The sequence below is a fragment of the Vibrio sp. 1S139 genome, assembly GCF_041439475.1.
Lineage (GTDB): Bacteria > Pseudomonadota > Gammaproteobacteria > Enterobacterales > Vibrionaceae > Vibrio > Vibrio crassostreae_C.
In genome coordinates this window covers 16,867-36,615 of sequence record NZ_JBGOOD010000007.1, presented here as the reverse complement: position 1 = coordinate 36,615, position 19,749 = coordinate 16,867, and the positions used below count along the sequence as shown (strand labels likewise).

Here is a 19,749-nt window from a genome sequence, read left to right as displayed (position 1 = left end):
CCTAGACAATATCAAGGCTACTGAAAAGATCGTACAGCTGGTGAGATTTATAGGGTTTAGGTAAGTAGGCGTTCATACCGGCTTCAAAACAATCTTTGATGTCTTCTTCTAGAACACTGGCGGTTAAAGCTATGATGGGTAATGGTGTGACTTGTTGATCGGCTTCCCACTGACGTATCGCACGAGTCGCCGTTATGCCATCCATAACAGGCATCATGCAGTCCATTAAGACTGCATCAAACTGAGCACCCTGGGTGATGACATCCACCGCTTCTTGGCCATTACTGGCAATCAAATATTCATAACCCGCTTGCTCAAGGAAGAAGCTCGCTATTTTTTGATTCATCAGATTGTCTTCAACGATCAAAATGCGTCGATTCAGAGAGCGAACTTCTTCATCTTTTGCTTCCACTTGAGGCGTTTGCTCTTCGCCCACATCGAGAGATTGTAAGCTGGTTAAGAAACGTCGGCCCAAGAATGGCAAGGTATGAGTCGAGTGGACCGTTTCTCTGATTAGGTTGGTTTTAAATAGGTGATGCTGACAAACGATGACGCGAGCAAGAGGATATATCACCTTCAACGTCGCAAGATCTTTTTCCATAGAGTGGTGCAAGGTATGACAATAAAGTATGAAGTCACTTTCTTTTACACTTTCACTAAGGGCAGCAATGGATGACACCACATTGGCTCGAACATTCAAACGCTCACACTCTTTAACGAGCTGATCGAGGTAATTGAAAGAGTTCGAGATGATGGTCGCTCGGCTCAGGTTATCGAAAGTTTGAACAGGCGCTTCCACAACATCGACATACAAACAAAAAGTGAATGTAGAGCCCTCTCCTTTCACTGAACGCGCGGTAATGTAACCACCCATCAAATCAACAAGCTGTCGACAAATCGCAAGCCCTAACCCCGTACCGCCAAATTGACGGGTAATGCTGCCATCTTCTTGAGTGAAAGGTTCAAATATGGACTCTAACTTCTCGGGCTCAATCCCAATCCCGGTATCAGACACGCTGCATTCAAGCTTGCCCCTGCCCATAGACATAGGTGTATAAGCAATGTCAGTTGTAATTGTGCCCTTAGACGTAAATTTGATGGCATTAGAAAGCAGATTGGTCAGCACCTGTCTCACGCGGTACTCATCGAAAAACAGTTGTGACGGCGTTTGATAATCGATATTGATGTCGAGCTCAATATCCTTACTTATCGCTTTCGACTGAATCACACTCACAGAGTCATAAACCGCTTCTCGCAAATCAGCATTGTGTGGTGACAACATCAAGTTACCCGACTCGATTTTAGACAGGTCGAGTATGTCATTCAGCAGCACCAGTAAAGAGTGAGAAGACGATTCGATATCCCCCAGTACTTCTTGTTGATTTGGGCTCAGTTGGCTTTGAGATAAGATCTCAGCCATGCCAATGATCCCGTTAAGTGGCGTGCGTATTTCATGTGACATATTTGCTAAGAATGCGCTTTTGGCTTTGTTAGCCGAAATCGCGTCTTCTTTTGCTGTTATCAACTCTTTGTTGTGCAGATAGTTGCGTTCCATCACTCGATTTAGGGTTTCAGTGAACTCGGCAAGCTCATCGTTCCCTTGGATACGAATCACCTTTGGCTGGCCGTAGCTATCAGCGCATTCCGACACACCTTTCAAGATAATCGACAGGTTTCTGTTTAAGCGCAGAGATGTCGCAACCCCAAGCCACATCAAAACACCAGAAGCGATGAGTATAAGCAACGTCATGACCAAGGTTTGCCTTTTCTGCAACGCGATATTCTTGGTCAGTTCAAACTGTATTTGATTGGTGTAAGCGCCAATCGCGTTTGAAATAGCCCGTTTTTTAACCTCTAAGCTTTTCAAGTGTTGATATATTTCGGGTGATGAAAAGTCCCCTTTGAGGATTCGAGATGTAAATTTGTCTTGGAATTCATCTTTGGCGACAGCGTTTAGCAACTGTCTAATGTTTGGAGAACGCGTATCCGAACGGAAAAATGTATCTAATAGCTGTTGCTGCCTCTCTAGAGCAGCGACATAGCTAAGCAAGTATTGGTTTTTAGACTCTGGGGAGCGATTCAAACTGAAGCTTAACCACGCTTCTCTCTGAGTCCAAAACACATAATGCGTAAGATTGATAAACATCGCTTCAGCTTGACCGATATTTTCATCGACTAAGGCCATACGATATTCAGACAGCTCCATCAGCACGTCTTTTAACAAGTCGAAAGCGCGCTCTGTCAATTTTCTGCTGTCTGTCGTTTCAGGTGTACTAGCTAGGATCATCAACAACTTTTTCAATTCAGCTAACTGAGGGTCAATACTCCAATTGCTGTCGAACCGTTGAAGTCGCATTCCATACTGAGTCAGTCTATCCAGTTCTGATTGCAGTGTTAAAAGCAACTGACCTTTCTCAGGGGAGTCATTAGACAGCACCAACCATCGATAAGCATCACTTGAAACCGTATTAAAAGATTGAAGCGCTTCGACCTTAATACGCGTTGTTTCAAGGTGATTCATCTTCTCATCGTTCTTAAGCACTTCATTCACTGTAAACCCGAACATAATGAGTACAGAAACCGTGGAAAGAAAAATAAGACGCCATCTAATTGACATGTTTATCATTTTTATAACTACTCCCTTCCCGAAAGTAATTTACCTAACCCAAATTAAGAATAGGACATTAACAGAGGGTTATTGATCAAATTGGATATGAACAAACGATACTCTGAGCCCAGAACGAAAAATTAAAGCCAACTGGTATCCAGAAAAGTGCTTTAAAGCGGAAAGGCGTGCTTTTATTAAGACTGGTTTAAACAAGCGAGGTTTCAGTGAGCAAAATGTAAACAAAAGACGTTTTCTCCAGTTATTATCACCGGCATAACAAGTACACATCCACATTCTGCGGCTCAACTAGACTGTGAATAATGACTCTGCGTGCTAACAAAGTGGATAGTTAGGTTAAAATTGTGACATCCAATCGTTTGCGTGATGCACTTTTCACACTCAAGCTAGGCTTATTCAAAGGTCAAACATCAATACTCGTTAATTCCCTTATTTATCGTTTACTGTTTACGTGTAACTTGAGTTAGCGATCACACCTTTAATGTTCAATATGACCTGTATTACATATTATCCTTTGAATTGAGTATTTTTTGACGAAAAATAAGTGCTACAGATTATTAAAGTCAATAGTCTTTATCGACGTTCAAATCTTGATTTATGGCTAATATAAAGCCAATTTACAGATATTTTGTCTGCATTTATTTTTCCTAGCAGAATAACCCGTCGTACCTTACAATCCTGCCACATAAAAATTACAAGTTACACACAAGGTATATCAGCACATTTAAGTGGCAATAAAGACCACAGACTGATGCCTCAAATCCCCTATGCTGATTGGCTTCCCTACAACCGCCATGAATGCAGAAACTTAACGTGAAAGGTCCCGAGTAAAGATGAGTCCCGAAAAGCACCTCCTAGATTGGCAAACTAGTCAAACCATTGCTGAATCCATCGCTCCAACTTTAGGTCAGTTATACCGTCAAAAAGGCGTAGAAGTTATCCTCTTTGGTAAGACCTTAGTTAACGCGACAACTATCGACATCATCAAAGCTCACCGCATCGCAAAACGTTACACTGGTTCTCCTCTTACAGCAGAACAGACTCAACCTATTATTCAACACCTTCTCTCTATGGACTTATCTCCATGTCGTATTGATGTTGGTCGCCTTGCGCATTCATTCTGGCAAGATCGCGAACACACACATGGGTTGGATGATTTCCTACAAACTGCACTTATCGAATCGCTTGAAGGCGATGCAATGACAGAACCTCGTGACGTTGTATTGTACGGTTTTGGTCGTATTGGCCGACTGCTAACTCGTCTGTTGATCGAGAAAAGTGGCCCGGGGTACCCACTGCGTTTACGTGCAATCGTTGTACGCGGCGGCAAAGATGGCGACCTAGAAAAACGTGCAAGCCTGCTTCGTCGTGACTCTGTACACGGCCAATTCAACGGCAGCATTGTTGTAGACCAAGAACGCAAAGCGATCATCGTTAACGGTAACTTCATCCAAGTTATCTACGCAAACAAACCAGAAGAAGTGGATTACACGGCTTACGGTGTTGAAAATGCACTTGTGGTTGATAACACAGGCGTATGGCGTGACGCGGAAGGCCTGAGCCAACACGTTGCGTGTAACGGTGCGAAGAAAGTGCTACTGACTGCACCTGGTAAAGGCGACATCAAGAACGTGGTATTTGGTGTGAATGAAAATGTTATTCAGCCAGAAGACACCATCATCTCTGCAGCAAGCTGTACTACTAACGCAATCACGCCAGTATTGAAAGCGGTTCACGACAAGTTTGGCGTGCTGTCTGGTCACATCGAAACGGTGCACTCATTTACCAATGATCAAAACCTAATCGATAACTTCCACTCGGGTGATCGTCGTGGTCGTGCTGCATCATTGAACATGGTACTGACATCGACTGGCGCTGCTAAAGCAGTATCAAAAGCGATGCCGGAAATGGAAGGTAAGCTAACAGGTAATGCGATTCGCGTTCCTACGCCAAACGTTTCAATGGCAGTTGCGAACCTAAACCTTGAGAAAGGCACAAACAAAGAAGAGTTGAACGAGTACCTGCGTGAAATGGCGCTGTCTTCTGCTTTGTCTGCACAAATTGATTACACAGACTCGACTGAGATTGTATCTACCGACTTGGTTGGCTCTCGTCACCCAGGTGTGGTTGACGGTGTGGCGACTATCGCACAAGACAACCGTGCCGTGCTGTACATTTGGTACGATAACGAGTTTGGCTACAGCTGCCAAGTTGTTCACTGTATGGAACAGATGATGGGTGTACGCTACAAGACATACCCAGAAGTTTAATTAACTTCGCTCTTGTAGATACGTCCATCGCAACAAGCTCCACAACATAATAACTATATCTGCGAAGTCTGTATGGACTTCGCAACCCCTTTTGTTTTACTCCCCCGTATAAACAAGAGGGTTGCCACTTAGATCTGCTCTCTCTAACTGATCTAGGTGGCCTTTTTACATCTAGCGCCCTAACTTTTATCGCTATAATAAGATCTTGTCTTCATCACTCTTGCACAGCTTTACGTCTGTTATAACTCAACCTCAACATCTGACTGAATCGAGCTTGAACATGCAAGCACGTAGCCCTGTTCAATCTGCTCTGGCGTCAATGTTTCTTGGCTGCTTGATTCCACAGATCCTTTGGTCACTTTGCATTTACACGAACCACAAATCCCACTACGACAAGCGATAATAATTGGAACGCCTGCTTTTTCTAATGAATCCGCCAATGGTGTGCCAGTTTCCGCTTCAACTTCAGCGCCGAACGCAGGCACAAATACCTTAACAGCACTATTCGTATCGTCAGCAATTTCGGCGTTTGACGCTTCTGATTGAGCATCCTGAGTAGCAGGAGTAAAGCTTTCTTGATAGAAGTTATCCATGTTGAACTCAAGCTCTTTCAGATAACTCTCAATATCTTGCATGAAGCCGACAGGCCCACACAGGTAAACCGTTCTATCTAAGATATCTGGGCTCAGTTTCACCAACCAGTTTTTATCTAAACGACCTTGAGGGGCGGTTGTTCCTTCGTTGTCTTTTAACAGCAGTTTTAAGTTGAAATTCGCATGTGATTCATCGAGCTGATGAAGTTCTTGAAAGTAGATAGTCTCAAGCTTGTTGCGTGCCATGTGGACGAAATCAATCTCAATGTCACTGTCTTGAGACAGCCAATATTTTACCATCGCCATTACGGGTGTAATGCCACAGCCCGCACTCACTAGCGTTACTTTCTTTGTTGCCGTTGGCATGCAATCAATACAGTTAAACGAGCCTGCCGGCTTCAACACAGAAACCTCGTCACCTTCATCAAGCTCATCAACAATAAAGTTCGAAACCAAGCCACCTTCCACACGCTTGACCGTCAACTTCAGGCGGTTATCTTCGGGGCAAGAAGCCACGGAATAAGCACGGTAATCCGTTTTCGTCGGCATATCTAAACCCAAGGTGATGAACTGACCGGGCTTAAAATTGAAATGTAAATCTTGTGGAATACTGCCAAGCTCAAAGCTGACCGTATCTGGCGTCTCGTGCCATTTCTTTAAACACACTAAATTGATTGAATCGCTATCCGACCATGCATACATAGTTCACACACCTCACTGATACTAAAGAATTAAATCTAAAAAGCCCCGCCGCTGCACGTTCCTAGAGAACAGCAACAACGGGGCTTGGGAGTGGGCTTAGATTAAGCCGCTAAGATTGTTTTAAGATCTTGCTCTGGCGTTGAGATAGAACGCATATCGAACTCGTCTTGAATAATCTTTAGTAGGTTTTCAGTTAGGAATGCAGGCGCTGTTGGGCCTGTGTAGATACCTTTCACACCCAGTGCGAACAGAGTAAGCAGGATAACGATCGCTTTTTGCTCGAACCAAGAAAGAACAAGTGTTAGTGGTAGTTCGTTGATGCCACAATCAAACTCTTGAGACAGCGCAAGAGCAAGCTGAATCGCTGAGTATGCATCGTTACATTGGCCAACATCGAGCAGACGTGGAATACCGTTAATGTCGCCGAATTGGTTTTTGTTGAAACGGAATTTACCACATGCCAATGTCAGGATTACTGAATCTTCTGGCGCTTGAGCTGTGAAATCTGTGTAGTAGCTACGTTCAGATTTGTCGCCGTCACAACCACCCACTAGGAAGAAGTGTTTGATGTTGCCTTCTTTCACTTGTTCAACAACCGCAGGCGCTGCTTCCATCAAGGCGTTACGACCAAAACCGACAGTGATCATTTGCTCGATCTCGTCATGCTTAAAGCCTTCTTGCGCAAGAGCACAATCGATCACTGCACTGAAATCGTCACCTTCAAGGTGAGCAACACCCGGCCAGCCTACGATGCTACGCGTAAATAGGCGGTCAGCGTACGAGCCCACATCTGGGTTAAGCAGACAGTTAGATGTCATTACGATCGCACCTGGGAAGTTCGCAAATTCTTTTTGCTGGTTCTGCCAAGCGCTGCCGTAGTTACCCGCAAGGTGTGGGTACTTGTTTAGTTCAGGGTAGCCGTGTGCAGGTAGCATCTCACCGTTGGTGTAAACGTTAATGCCCTTGCCTTCCGTTTGTTGAAGGATCTTTTCTAGATCATGCAGGTCGTGACCAGAAACAAGGATACAGTGACCTCGCTTCGTCTTCACATTCACGGTTGTTGGTTGAGGGTGACCGAAGGTATCTGTCTCGCCTTTATCCAACATTTCCATGACCTTGTAGTTCATTAAGCCGATCTGCATAGACGTATCTAACAGTTGTTTTAGGTCTGATGGATCTGTACCTAGGAACGCCATGATTTCATGGTATTCAGCGAAAATAGCATTATCAGTTTGACCAAGAACACGTGCGTGCTCCATGTAAGCTGCTGCACCTTTTAGACCGTATAGGCAAAGAAGGCGAAGACCAATCACATCTTCGTGTTGAGAGTCGTGACCACGGTTTACCGCCGCTTGAGGGGCAAGCGCCAATAGCTCTGAAGAGTCCGTTGGAAGGTCGAATTGAGCAGCAGCAGAAAGCGCTGGGATCTCAAAACCAATCAATGTCGCTGCCGCGCGAACCTGTTGCTCTAAACGCTGCTTGAATTCATGGGACTGTTGTGCGAATTCGATGATACGAGCAGGGTCGAAGTTAACGTTGGTTAGTGTTGCGAAAAACGCTTTTGGCGCCCACTCGTCGATTTCAGTATCAATAACATCACACGCACGGCCCAAATTGGCCCAAAAAGAAACACCTTGAAGAGAATGCACCAACACGTCTTGAAGGTCGGATACTTCCGAAGTTTTACCACACATACCTTGTGCGAAAGAACAGCCTTTTACGGTTGGGGTTTGAATTGTTTGTTCACATTGAATACAGAACATATAAGGGCTCCAGTAATTTTTATTAACTGTAAGTACTTTGCTTACAGTGACTTATTCCAACCCCGATAGAGCATCAAGCGTGCCAACTTTTAACATATTGATTTTATTAAACTTAGTTTTATTCCATGTTTTTAGTGCGTGATTATGACTACATATAAACTCCCTAACAGCACACATCCGTGTCATAGTGACTCTCAGAGATTTATTAACGGCGTTCATGTTTCGTTCAGAATAGAAGCGATAAAGTAACAACATAGAAAAAGAGGAATGAATATGAAAAATATATTAGTTACGATTGTTGCATTGTTTACTGGCCTTTTGGCGTTATTCACAAGCTTGATCCTTGCTATTCCTTTAGCTATTGCAGCTTTAATTACTGGCAAGCGCATTCAGAATCAAATGAAGAAACAAGGTTTCGCAGCTCATATGAACACTCGTCAGTCATCAACCAATGATGCCGGTGTTATTGAAGGTGAATACGAAGACCTTTCAAGCAAAAAGTAACCTAAACTTTAGTTTCAGACATAGTGAAAGCACAACAGAGACAAGATTACATAATGCAAAGAAAGCCCCTCCTAGCACTGCTGGCCTTAACGACTTTAAGTCTCGTTGGTTGTTCCAACGAGACACCGATACCCGCTTACGAAACATCTCCAGACTTGCCTAGCTATCAGCAAGACAGCTTTGATGCCTACGTCAATGACACACAAGATTGGTTATTGAAAAACCGCGTGTTCATGACGGAAGACAAGCAACTCGAGATCCAACTCAATTCACCAACCGAGTATCAACCAACCTCGCCAAACGGCAAGGCGGTATTATTGGTTCATGGATTAGGCGACTCACCTTACTCATTTAAAGACATCGCTACCCATTTGGCAGAGCAAGGTTACTTAGTGAGAACCGTATTACTTCCGGGTCACGGCAGTCGCGTGGGTGATTTAATGCAGCCGAGCCTAGAAGATTGGCAAGGTGTGGTGGCTCATCATACGAAGTTACTTGAGCAAGAGTATGATTCTGTTTGGCTAGGCGGCTATTCAACCGGCGCGAACCTCGTGACTTCACAGGCGATGAACGATCCAAAGATCTCTGGGTTACTGCTGTTCTCACCTGCGTTTCAACCGAGCTCGTCTGCCGTTCAATACGCGGGACTAGCAAGCTACTTTGTCACTTGGGCGGATCAAGATCCTGAAGACAATGTGTTGCGTTACAACTCGTTGCCAATGAATGGTGCATCGGTTTACTACGAGACATCAGAAGTCGTACGTGGTGACTTACAAGATAAACACTTCGATAAACCAGTTTTTATTATGATGAGTGAAGGCGACAGCGTGATTGACACCAACTACGTTCAGCAAGCCTTTACTGAATCTATGCCGAATCCAAACAATGTGTTGGTTTGGCAAGGAGAGACGACTCTCGAGGATCCTCGCGCTGTTCAGTACAGCATGAAGATCCCAGAGCAACGCATCTCGAACGGCTCTCACATGGGCTTACTGTTCTCACCAAACAACCCTTATTACGGAATCAATGGTAGCGAGAAGATTTGCTCCAATGGTCAGGCAGAAGGGTTTGAAGAACAATGCAATGCAACCAGTGAGGTTTGGTACTCAGCTTGGGGCTATCGTGAAGAAGGGAAGAACCATGCGCGTTTGACCTACAACCCCTACTTCTCAGACTCGATGGCGAAGCTAGATGCCGTACTGAACTCTGAAGGCTAATAAGCTCAAGTCTTCCAAAAGCTAATCCAGAGAAATCAAAAAGGCTCACTAGATAACGTCTAGTGAGCCTTTTTTAATGAGTGTCGTTTCTGGTGAACGTCTAGGGTCTGTTGACCTTTAGAGCTGATTTTTGCAGCACTTTGTGGGAAATTTCTACAAGGCAGAGGCTTTGAAGTGTAGCTAGCCTACATGAGAAGCCGATAACGCAGTAGAAATGAACCACAAAGGCTGCCCGAAGGGTTCGGCTAGAATCGTTTTATGCTTTGTTAAGAAGTATTAACTTAGAATGACTAGGCTACATACTCCTTGCCGCGCCTAAAACGATTCTATCTCGAACAAAATTTAACCACTAAAAGTTAACAGACCCTAGTTACTTATTCTTATCGTTTACTGCTATATCGTCCACACCACGCGAACAGCAAGCAGGATCAGCACCACGCCAGATAGTCGATCAATCAACTGAGCTTTCGAGCGAATACGTTCAACAATCAACGGGCTAGACAGTACCAAGGTGATAAAGGTGTACCAAAGGCCGTCGACAATCAGTGGCGTTGAGACAATAATCACTTGATTGGTCAGTTCATTACCTAGCGCTACAAATTGGCTAAACAGAGCGATGAAGAACAATGCGATCTTTGGGCTCAAGATAGAGATCAAGAAAGCCTCACGAGCAGACTGCATGTAACTCATCTTTTCACCCGCTTCTAATTTCGCGGCAACACCACCTTTCGAACGTAACGCATTAACGCCAAGATAAAGCAGATAAGCAGCCCCCGCTAAGCTAATACCTTTAAATAACATTGGGGATTGCTCAAGCACAACGGCTAAACCAACAATGGTTGCGAACGCATAAATACCGATACCAGCAGCGTGTGACCAAGCTGCGATAAGCCCGTTCATACGGCCACCAGCCAAACTGTGTTTAGCGATCATCGCCAAGCTTGGGCCCGGAGACATTGCACCCAACAAGCAAATCGCTAATAAAGAAAACCAAATTGTTACTGTCATCATTCCATTCCTAATAAAATAAAGCGTTCCAGCTGAACGCTCTACGCTTAATACTCAATACTTGGCACTTACCATAATTCGCAGGAGGTATTATTTGAAATCAAAGATTATCATCACACCTATGATTTCAAGTCATACTGATATTGTAACTCGACTTTTGCATGGCTTGGAATGCTTTTTCTCGCGCCCATTTGTGGGCAGAGTCGTTGTCATATTTAGGATGCCACATTAACCAATAGGTATGCATTTCCGTATCAAATGGCAACGAAAAGTAGGTAGTATCGAGGTGTCGACCTAGGTTATAGGCGATATGTTCTGGCACGATCATCAGATAGTCGTCTTGCAATAACACAGTACCAGCAGATGAAAAGAACGGAACCTGTAAAGCCACTCTTCGCTTCAGCCCTTGCTTCTTCAATGCTATGTCCGCGTAACTGTCTTTATCTCCACCACCCGTCACTTTGATGTGAGAGTAGTGAACAATATCTTCTGCACTCAAAACCGCTTGTTGAGCCAGCGGGTGCGACTTTCGCATCAAACACACCGACTTATCTTCACCAAGTTTGATACTTGAGACATGTTCTGGCTTTGTGGGAAACATACTGGAAGCCAAATGAATCCCAGACTCGTTCAGTGCTTCAAGGTAGTTTGGCTGCCACAATCGATAAGCCAAATTAATGTTCGGCGCTTCAGCAGACACCTCTGCCACAATCACAGGAAGAATATACTGAGCGACATAATCACTCGAAGACAACACCAATTCACCCTGCCAGTCTTGCGGCTCGAAGGGTTTATCATCTAACAGGTGGTCAAACTCGCCAAGCAGGTCGTCGAGTTTACCTTTGAGTAGCAATGCACGGTTGGTCGGCACCAGTTTGTTGCCGTCACGGACCAGCAAAGGGTCGCCACACAAATCACGTAACTGGCTGAGCTGACGGCTCACCGCGGATTGTGTGATATGCAAACGTTGGGCGGCACGGCTCACATGACACTCTTCAAGAAGTACATGCAGTGAACGCAGTAGGTTTAAGTTGATATTGCCTAACATGAATGCACCGTCGCATTCTGTTTGTTGAAAAACTCGGTCAAAACCGTATGAGTCATTAAGTGGCGAAGATCCGGGTAACTTTGCAGCTGATCGCGAACTCGGTTCAAGCTCTCCATGCTTTCCACTTCCACGTACAACATCATATCTGTCTCACCGCTAATAGAGTGGCACCATTGCACCTCATCAATACTCTGGATTTGTTTCGCGTAAGACTCACAACTATGGTCACTACTCGACATGTCGAACTTCAACAAGATATAAGCGCACACATTCTTCGTTTGGTTGGGTTCTGCCACTTGAGCGCAGTAGCCCGTAATCACTTTGTCGCTTTCCAGTTTCTTGATTCTGGCGTTCACCGCTGAGCGCGAGAGGCTGACATCTCGGGCGATATCGCTCACTGAGCATCGTGCATTGGTTTTGAGAATATCCAAAATCTGGCGATCAAATTTATCCATGCTTCTGATTCTTTTCATTTATTGTTCTACTTATAACGCCTAATTTGACACAACTTTCCTACTTATAACAGCCATTCTGACAGCCGACACTTTCACACTGAATCGGATTAATACCGTTAAAATGACGGTGTCTTACGACGTTTCGCTAGCTGTATTATTGATGTCAACAATGTATGCTCTCAATCATAACTTCTCACACACCAGAAGAAAGTTACTGGAAGACCGTGACCAGAATCAAATAGCTAGGAGAGCGAATGACACAACTCAAACAAGAAATCACGCTTATTTCAGGAATCGGACAACTCTCGACGACCTTGCTAGGCACTGGATTATTTATGATCCCTGCGATCGCAGCAGGCATTGCAGGACAGTTGTCTCTTCTCGCTTGGTTAATCCTGTTTATCGCTATTTGCCCGATTGCACTGACCTTCGCATCATTAGGAAAACGCTACCCGAATGCAGGTGGTACTGCCTATTTTGTGCGCCAGGCGTTTAGCGAGCGATTAGAAACAAGCGTGGCGTGGTTGTTTGTGAGTGTTATTCCTGTCGGTATTCCAGCGGCCATTGCACTGGCTGGTGGTTTTGCTCAACAATTGTTACCCGCACCTCTCGATACACCACTTGGTGCTCAATCCTTTACCGTCGCCCTGCTTATTGCCGTCAATTTGATGGGCAGTAAATCTTCTGGCCGACTGCAAACCGTGATCGCATTGTCGATTTTTGCCTTAGTCAGCGCTTTTGTTTGGAAAGCCGACATCACGGCAACCGATGTTGCTCTTCCTGCCATCTCATCCAATTCAATGTGGTCTATCGGCGCTGCTTTAGCTGTCATGTTTTGGTGCTTTGTCGGAATAGAAGCTTTTGCTCACATGGGAGAGGAATTCAAAAATCCACAACGTGACTTCCCAATCGCCATCATTGCAGGCTGTTTTGTTGCGGGGCTAGTGTACTGGGCTTGTTCAGTAGTGATTCTTAAGCTGGGTGCTTTCGGTTCATCTGAATTCGATGCCGCATCCATCCCTTGGGTAACAGAACAACTGTTTGGTAATGGCTTCAAAACCGTCATCAGCGTGCTGGGGTTCTTTGCTTGCTTTGCCAGCCTAAACCTTTACACACAAAGCCTGTCTCGGATGATCTGGGCTCAGGCCCGCCAACACAGCCCTGCAAGTCGAATGGCTCAACCGAACAGCCGCGGCGTACCGCTCTACCCAACGTTAGCAATTGGCTTTGTCGTGCTTATTTCGTGTGTGATTGGTGAGCTGTCTAATTTAGACCTTGAGTTCTTTCTCAAGCTCGCCAACGGTATTTTTGTTCTGGTTTATCTGCTCGCAATGTTAGCCGCTTGCCGATTACTAACAGGCGCATCTAGATACACTGCCATGCTTTCATTGGTCATCTGTACCTTGGTGTTTATCTGTTTAAGTTGGTCGATGCTCTATGCTGTGACTGTTTTTGTGACATTGTCACTCCCTTGGCGGAAGTGGTTGGGTAAACCCACTGTTTCTGTCGACAAGCTGTAAACGATACCTACCAATATCACTGATAAAAAAGCCGAGCGATCTGTTTGATCTTCGGCTTTATCTCAGCCAGACGGATATTTCCAAACCCCAACACCGCCCCATTCCAATCACGAGCATCACTTGATCCATATTCATAAAAGTCAAAAGGACGAATGATGATATTTTCAAGCTCTGCTCTACGGCTCCACTCATGTTCAGATATGCCTTGATACCACTTCACGGTCACATGTAGCCCTGCCGCTTGGCTAATCACTTCAAGATCGCCATGAAACTCACTTTTAATCGCTTCTATCATCGCTTCATGCTTAAGTTTGTATGAACGACGCATCTTTCTAATATGACGCAATAAATCGCCTTCGCGAACAAAATCCGCCAAAGCTTCTTGTGTATGAGACGCCGTGTCTCCGGTGAGCGCGTCTTTAATCTCAAGACACTTCGCCACCAGACTTTCTGGCACTACTAAATAACCTAATCGGAGGCCATTGAACATCACCTTACTCAGGGAGCCGACATAGATGATGCGATCGTCGAACCCTAACTTACCCGCCAAACCTTGCATGCTGGTATAAGGGCGATGAGCAAACTGGAACTCACTGTCATAGTCATCTTCAATGATCCATGACTGATGTTGATTGGCCCAATCGATCAGTTTAAGGCGCTGCTCAGTATTTAAAGTCGTGCCCATTGGGTATTGGTTACTCGGTGTGACATACAGAGCCTTAGCATTACTGGCCAACACTTTCTCAATATCCAACCCCACCTTTTCACGCACACTTACACCTTCTAACTCTAGTCTCAACAGATCGATAATTTTATGTACTTGTCGATAACCGGGTTCCTCCACGAGGATTTTGTCGCCCATCGCTAACGTTGCCATTAATCCGATTGAGATGGCTTGCTGCGCACCTGCGGTGATGATGATTCTGTCGGCATTACAATGAACGGAACGACTGCTTGCAAGATACCCACTCAACGCTTCCCTCAAGGCTGAGCTTCCCTGAACCTCTTGATTGCCCGCAATGTTCTGACGTGTAGAGTGACGTTGCAGCAACCTCTGCCATTTCGCAAAAGGGAACGCATCTAAGTCAGGAACTCCTGGGGCAAAGCTGCGGTTAATGTCGTTAGGTGTCGCTATGTTTGTACTCGGTTTACTGACTGTTTGTTTGACCTTCGGATCCTGAACACTGTTTGGCTTAGACAAACTTAGAAAGTGTTCTGGTTGTTCAACCGAGACATAAAACCCTGAGCCTTGCTTACTCTCGATATAGCCTTCAGTAACCAGTTGTTCGTACGCATAAATCACCGTATTTCGACTCACCGATAACTCGACAGCCAACTTACGTGTTGAAGGTAACTTACTGCCCTTGCTCCATAAATCTTGAACGATCTTCTCTCTTATCGCGTGGAACAAGGCGGTTTGACGCGTGCCGTGTTGTTCGTCTAACTGTAGATCACCGACATCGATAGGCTGCATAACTGGATCCAAATAGTGTTTAAAAGTGGCTCTATTTAAGCGTGTTTCAATGATGCCTCGTATCCAGATGTATACCGAAGAGAAGTACGTGCTGATGCGAGTTAACCACCAAGCGATTCGCAATATTAAGGTCGGTCAACCTGCGGAATTTGCGACAGCGGTATACCCAGGAAAAGTGTTCTCTGCAACCGTAGAAGGCATGGTAGAAGCCACAGGTGAAGCGCAAGCAAGTTTGCTGGGTATCGATGAGCAGGTTCGTGTTACCACAGGCAAAAACCTTCAGAACAAGCACCACTTTGTTCGTTTAAAAATTGATGAGGCAGAGGGTTACGATATTCCTGTTGGTTCTGTCGGATTAGCGTGGGTAAGCGGTGAGAAGCCTATCAGCTTTATGGCGTTCCTAGACGTAATACGCGGGATCATCATTAGAATGAAGTCTCAACTGTACTTCTTCTACTCCATCTAATACTTCCTATTGGTGAAACAATACCCAAGCCCGTGCGCTCTTAGATCGCACGGGCTTTTTGTTTATTTCACCATTCGTCGCCAGAAAGAACACAAACCCGAAAAACGAATAAACACTCTAAAGTTGCAAATCGCAATTGCATTTTGCAATTGGGTATTTCAAAAACGCAAATTAAACGCTCAAATACGCACCAGATTGCTATAAAACTGCCGTTTTACGTGGTTTTAAAAGTTGGCACACTAACTGCAATGTATATATTGACCCTTCTTAAGCCGAGGGTCACCTAGCCAACTGACGTTGTTAGTGAACCTATTCTTGTTCACAAAATATATAGGCCAATTGCGATTATTGCGATTGGCTATTTTTTTGCCTGCAGTTTGGCCAACCGCCCTCTTTTTCGATACAGACACCCATTCAGACGTATAATAATAAGCATTCATAGCCAACCAAGAACAGCAGATAACCAACGCATTATAGAAAACGTTTTCTATTTGTTTTTTTTAAATAAAGACAGAAAATAACCCTATGTTTTACAAGATAATTACTGCAATAACTGGTTTTTATGGGCAATTATTGACAAAATTAGCATTGACTATGTTATTTATATCACCACAATGCGCAAGTTTGCCTGCAATACGGCGACCGTTAATTTTAATTTTGATCATTTGCGGAGGTAAAAAATGGCTACTGATAATAACTACAGTCTAGGGCCGGTTCCTACATCGGCTAGGAAAGGAGTCGCTTCACTCACCATGGTAATGCTTGGACTCACTTTCTTCTCTGCAAGTATGTGGACAGGTGGTTCACTCGGGACAGGTCTTTCATTCAACGATTTCTTCCTCGCCGTTCTCATCGGTAACCTAATCCTCGGTATTTACACTTCTTTTCTTGGCTACATCGGCTCATCTACTGGCCTCTCTACCCACCTTCTTGCTCGTTTCTCTTTCGGTACTAAAGGCTCATGGCTTCCTTCTGCTTTACTTGGTGGTACACAAGTCGGTTGGTTTGGTGTGGGTGTTGCGATGTTTGCTATTCCAGTACAAAAAGCAACGGGCATTGATACCAACACCTTGATTATCGTATCTGGCTTGTTGATGACGGGGACAGTGTACTTCGGCATTAAAGCACTAATGGTACTTTCAGCGATTGCAGTACCTGCGATTGCGATTTTGGGTGGTTACTCAGTACTGACTGCCGTAGACAGTGTTGGTGGACTAGAGCAACTGCAACTAATTAAACCGGAGACGCCAATGGACTTCTCAATGGCGCTAGCAATGGTTGTAGGTTCGTTTGTAAGTGCGGGGACGTTAACTGCCGATTTCGTTCGCTTTGGTAAAAAGCCAGCAAGCGCAGTATTGATTACTATGGTTGCATTCTTCATCGGTAACTCGCTGATGTTTATCTTCGGCGCAGCAGGCGCAGCAGCAACAGGTCAGGCTGATATTTCAGATGTGATGATCGCGCAAGGCCTACTGCTTCCAGCCATCATCGTGCTTGGATTGAATATCTGGACAACCAATGAAAATGCACTTTATGCATCTGGTCTGGGTTTATCTAACATCACTGGTCGCTCAAGTACTACAATGTCTATCATTAACGGCATTATCGGTACGATTTTCGCGCTTTGGTTATACAACAACTTCGTTGGTTGGTTAACCTTCCTTTCGCTGGCGATTCCACCAATTGGTGGTGTAATCATCGCCGACTTCTTCGCGAACCGTAAACGTTACAAAGATTTTGCAAATGCAGAGTTCCAAACCGTTAACTGGGCTGGCATTATCGCGGTAGCAACAGGCGTAGCCGCTGGTCACTTCCTACCTGGCGTTGTTCCTTTGAACGCAGTGTTAGGTGGTGCAATCAGTTACCTCGTGCTTAATCCTCTATTGAACAAAAAAGCTCTGAAATCTCAGGCCGCTTAAGGACACACTATGACAACCTTATTAATCAAGAACGCGAAACTTCAAGACCAAGAGGGCTTGAAACAGATTCTGATTGAAAATGGTCAATTTTCTCGCATTCTCGATAATGACGCGCAAATCAATCATCAAGGCGACATCCTTGATGCTGAAGGTGGCATTGCAGTTACTCCTTTCTGTGAACCGCACATCCACCTAGATACTACTCAAACTGCTGGTGAGCCTAACTGGAACATCTCTGGCACTTTGTTTGAAGGTATTGAGCGTTGGGCTGAGCGTAAAGAACTGCTATCAATCGAAGACGTAAAGTCTCGTGCCAAGCAAACACTGAAATGGCAGATAGCTAACGGTGTTCAACACGTTCGTACGCACGTTGATGTGTCAGACCCAACACTCGTTGCGTTAAGAGCGATGGTTGAAGTTCGTGAAGAGATGAAAGAGTGGGTCGACATCCAGATCGTTGCATTCCCTCAAGAAGGCATCCTTTCATACCCTAACGGCAAAGAGTTGCTTGAAGAAGCAGTGAAGATCGGCGCTGACGTTATCGGTGCTATCCCTCACTTCGAATTCACTCGTGAATACGGTGTTGAATCTCTGCATTACGTGTTCGAGCTTGCACGTAAGTACGACTGTCTGATCGACGTTCACTGTGATGAAATCGACGACGAACAGTCTCGCTTTGTGGAAACATTAGCAGCTCTTGCTCATAAGTTTGAAATGGGCGAGAAAGTAACCGCTAGCCACACGACTGCAATGGGCTCTTACAACGGTGCTTACGCATCTCGCCTATTCCGTCTATTGAAGATGTCTGGTATCAACTTCGTGGCAAACCCGTTAGTGAACATTCACTTACAGGGCCGTTTCGACGATTACCCGAAACGCCGCGGTGTAACGCGCGTTAAAGAGATGCTAGCAGCAAACATCAACGTTTGTTTTGGCCACGATGATGTGTTTGACCCATGGTACCCACTGGGCACAGCGAACATGCTTCAAGTTCTGCACATGGGACTGCATGTGACACAGGTTATGGGCTACGATCAAATCAACAACTCACTTGATTTGATCAGCAAGAACTCTGCTCGCACATTGAACATACAAGACAACTTCGGCATCGAAGAAGGTAAGCCAGGTAGCTTACTGATTCTTCCTGCTGACAATGGCTTTGATGCAGTGCGCCGCCAAGTACCAGTGCAGTACTCAATACGACACGGTAAGGTGATTGCAGAGACTCAACCAGCGAAAACAAAAATAAATTTAGATCAAACTGAAGATATCAACTTTAAGCGTTAATATCGTCTATACTAATGATCAAAAGGAAGCTGAGATGCTTCCTTTTGTTGTGTTGGACGAAGCGACAAAACTATCACTAAATCAGTGTAAATCTTGTACATTCGCACGGTATGACAAAAAAAGCACAAATTTCTTAAGCAATGCGTGTACATCTCAAAAGACTGTGTTAACATGCTCTCGCTCTGTTAGCCGGAGTTATTTAAGTTAGATGAATAGTAAAAAATTGACATGTAAAATCGTTACCCGTTTTTGTAAGTAGTTTTTCCTTATTTCTTAGCAATATTAAATAATTCAATTATCAGCGCATTGCATTAAATGCAATCAACAACTTAGAAAATTTATGAATAAGGGACAAATTATGTCTAACACAAATACTGGCACTGTAAAATGGTTTAACGAAGAGAAAGGTTTCGGCTTCATTTCTCAAGACAACGGCGGCGCTGACGTATTCGTACACTTCCGTGCAATCGTTTCTGAAGGCTTCAAAACTCTGAAAGAAGGCCAAAAGGTTTCTTTCGAAGTTGAAAACGGTCAAAAAGGCCTACAAGCAGCAAACGTTGTTGCTCAATAATTAGCTCTTATAGCTAAAAAGAATTTTAAAGCGCTGATTTTTATCGGCGCTTTTTTATGCCTGCTCATAAACATTTCCCCTCTTGATGCAAGCTTCACCCGTTAACTCTGAACAAATACAAATCACCAGCCAAGCCTCCCAATCTAACCACTCTCAGTTAAAGCTCGACGCCCAAATAACTTCACTTTTTGTATGCACTTCCAGAGACAACAACACTCATTTCTCAGCAATCTTTTGATACTAACTCACGCTACGCCGAAAGTTTGATAAGCCCAAATATGGTTAAAGAACAATCCATTAGATTGTACTTATGAATACGCAATCGA

Annotated in this window: 14 protein-coding genes and 1 pseudogene; 8 read left to right on the top strand and 7 right to left on the bottom strand. The window is 44.6% G+C overall.

What is annotated here, in order from left to right; genetic code table 11:
• Position 1: 1 nt before the first annotated feature.
• On the bottom strand, positions 2 to 2,566 hold the full coding sequence (locus tag ACED46_RS04160) for an ATP-binding protein (protein WP_371720979.1): 2,565 nt from the start codon (positions 2,564 to 2,566) through the stop codon (positions 2 to 4).
• A gap of 893 nt (positions 2,567 to 3,459) precedes the next feature.
• On the opposite strand from ACED46_RS04160, the gene ACED46_RS04155 reads away from it, so the two are divergent.
• Positions 3,460 to 4,896, top strand: a complete 1,437-nt coding sequence (locus ACED46_RS04155) for a glyceraldehyde-3-phosphate dehydrogenase (RefSeq protein WP_017061774.1) — start codon at positions 3,460 to 3,462, stop codon at positions 4,894 to 4,896.
• 239 nt (positions 4,897 to 5,135) lie between these two features.
• Here ACED46_RS04155 and ACED46_RS04150 read toward each other — a convergent pair whose 3' ends face one another.
• Positions 5,136 to 6,191 (bottom strand): 2Fe-2S iron-sulfur cluster-binding protein, encoded by a 1,056-nt coding sequence (locus ACED46_RS04150; RefSeq protein ID WP_371720947.1) that lies wholly within the window; start codon positions 6,189 to 6,191, stop codon positions 5,136 to 5,138.
• Between the two features lie 101 nt (positions 6,192 to 6,292).
• Positions 6,293 to 7,954, bottom strand: a complete 1,662-nt coding sequence (gene hcp / locus ACED46_RS04145) for a hydroxylamine reductase (protein WP_017068651.1) — start codon at positions 7,952 to 7,954, stop codon at positions 6,293 to 6,295.
• Positions 7,955 to 8,227: 273 nt separating this feature from the next.
• Between hcp and ACED46_RS04140 the strand changes: the two genes are divergently transcribed.
• Together ACED46_RS04140 and ACED46_RS04135 are read left to right on the top strand one after the other, a co-directional pair.
• Positions 8,228 to 8,458 carry a hypothetical protein gene (locus tag ACED46_RS04140; protein ID WP_017061777.1) on the top strand — a complete coding sequence of 77 codons (231 nt, stop codon included), beginning with the start codon at positions 8,228 to 8,230 and terminating at the stop codon, positions 8,456 to 8,458.
• A gap of 53 nt (positions 8,459 to 8,511) precedes the next feature.
• Positions 8,512 to 9,675: a carboxylesterase gene (locus tag ACED46_RS04135; protein WP_017061778.1), complete on the top strand. Its 1,164-nt coding sequence runs from the start codon at positions 8,512 to 8,514 to the stop codon at positions 9,673 to 9,675.
• Between the two features lie 393 nt (positions 9,676 to 10,068).
• Here the strand turns inward: ACED46_RS04135 and ACED46_RS04130 are convergent, their stop codons facing one another.
• From ACED46_RS04130 to ACED46_RS04120, 3 genes are all read right to left on the bottom strand, one after another.
• Positions 10,069 to 10,683, bottom strand: a complete 615-nt coding sequence (locus ACED46_RS04130; protein WP_017061779.1) for a LysE family translocator — start codon at positions 10,681 to 10,683, stop codon at positions 10,069 to 10,071.
• A 127-nt stretch (positions 10,684 to 10,810) separates the two neighbouring features.
• The gene (locus tag ACED46_RS04125; protein ID WP_017061780.1) at positions 10,811 to 11,731 is read right to left on the bottom strand and encodes a LysR family transcriptional regulator; all 921 of its coding nucleotides are present in this window, start codon (positions 11,729 to 11,731) and stop codon (positions 10,811 to 10,813) included.
• A complete protein-coding gene (locus ACED46_RS04120) occupies positions 11,725 to 12,186 on the bottom strand; it encodes an Lrp/AsnC family transcriptional regulator (protein WP_017061781.1) in 462 nt (153 codons plus the stop codon). The genes ACED46_RS04125 and ACED46_RS04120 overlap by 7 nt, the downstream gene beginning before the upstream one ends.
• A 254-nt stretch (positions 12,187 to 12,440) precedes the next feature.
• On the opposite strand from ACED46_RS04120, the gene yjeH reads away from it, so the two are divergent.
• Positions 12,441 to 13,706, top strand: coding sequence for an L-methionine/branched-chain amino acid transporter (gene yjeH, locus ACED46_RS04115; protein ID WP_371720946.1), 1,266 nt, complete (start codon positions 12,441 to 12,443; stop codon positions 13,704 to 13,706).
• A gap of 16 nt (positions 13,707 to 13,722) precedes the next feature.
• Here the strand turns inward: yjeH and ACED46_RS04110 are convergent, their stop codons facing one another.
• The gene (locus tag ACED46_RS04110; RefSeq protein ID WP_371720945.1) at positions 13,723 to 15,180 is read right to left on the bottom strand and encodes a PLP-dependent aminotransferase family protein; all 1,458 of its coding nucleotides are present in this window, start codon (positions 15,178 to 15,180) and stop codon (positions 13,723 to 13,725) included.
• A gap of 37 nt (positions 15,181 to 15,217) precedes the next feature.
• On the opposite strand from ACED46_RS04110, the pseudogene ACED46_RS04105 reads away from it, so the two are divergent.
• The 4 genes and pseudogenes from ACED46_RS04105 to ACED46_RS04090 form a co-directional block, all read left to right on the top strand.
• Positions 15,218 to 15,646 (top strand): annotated as a pseudogene (locus tag ACED46_RS04105) (HlyD family secretion protein); the annotation flags it as partial.
• A 680-nt stretch (positions 15,647 to 16,326) separates the two neighbouring features.
• Positions 16,327 to 17,565, top strand: coding sequence for a cytosine permease (gene codB, locus ACED46_RS04100; protein WP_371720944.1), 1,239 nt, complete (start codon positions 16,327 to 16,329; stop codon positions 17,563 to 17,565).
• 9 nt (positions 17,566 to 17,574) lie between these two features.
• Positions 17,575 to 18,852 carry a cytosine deaminase gene (locus ACED46_RS04095; protein WP_017064864.1) on the top strand — a complete coding sequence of 426 codons (1,278 nt, stop codon included), beginning with the start codon at positions 17,575 to 17,577 and terminating at the stop codon, positions 18,850 to 18,852.
• A 358-nt stretch (positions 18,853 to 19,210) separates the two neighbouring features.
• A complete protein-coding gene (locus ACED46_RS04090; protein ID WP_004740083.1) occupies positions 19,211 to 19,423 on the top strand; it encodes a cold-shock protein in 213 nt (70 codons plus the stop codon).
• Positions 19,424 to 19,749: the final 326 nt, after the last annotated feature.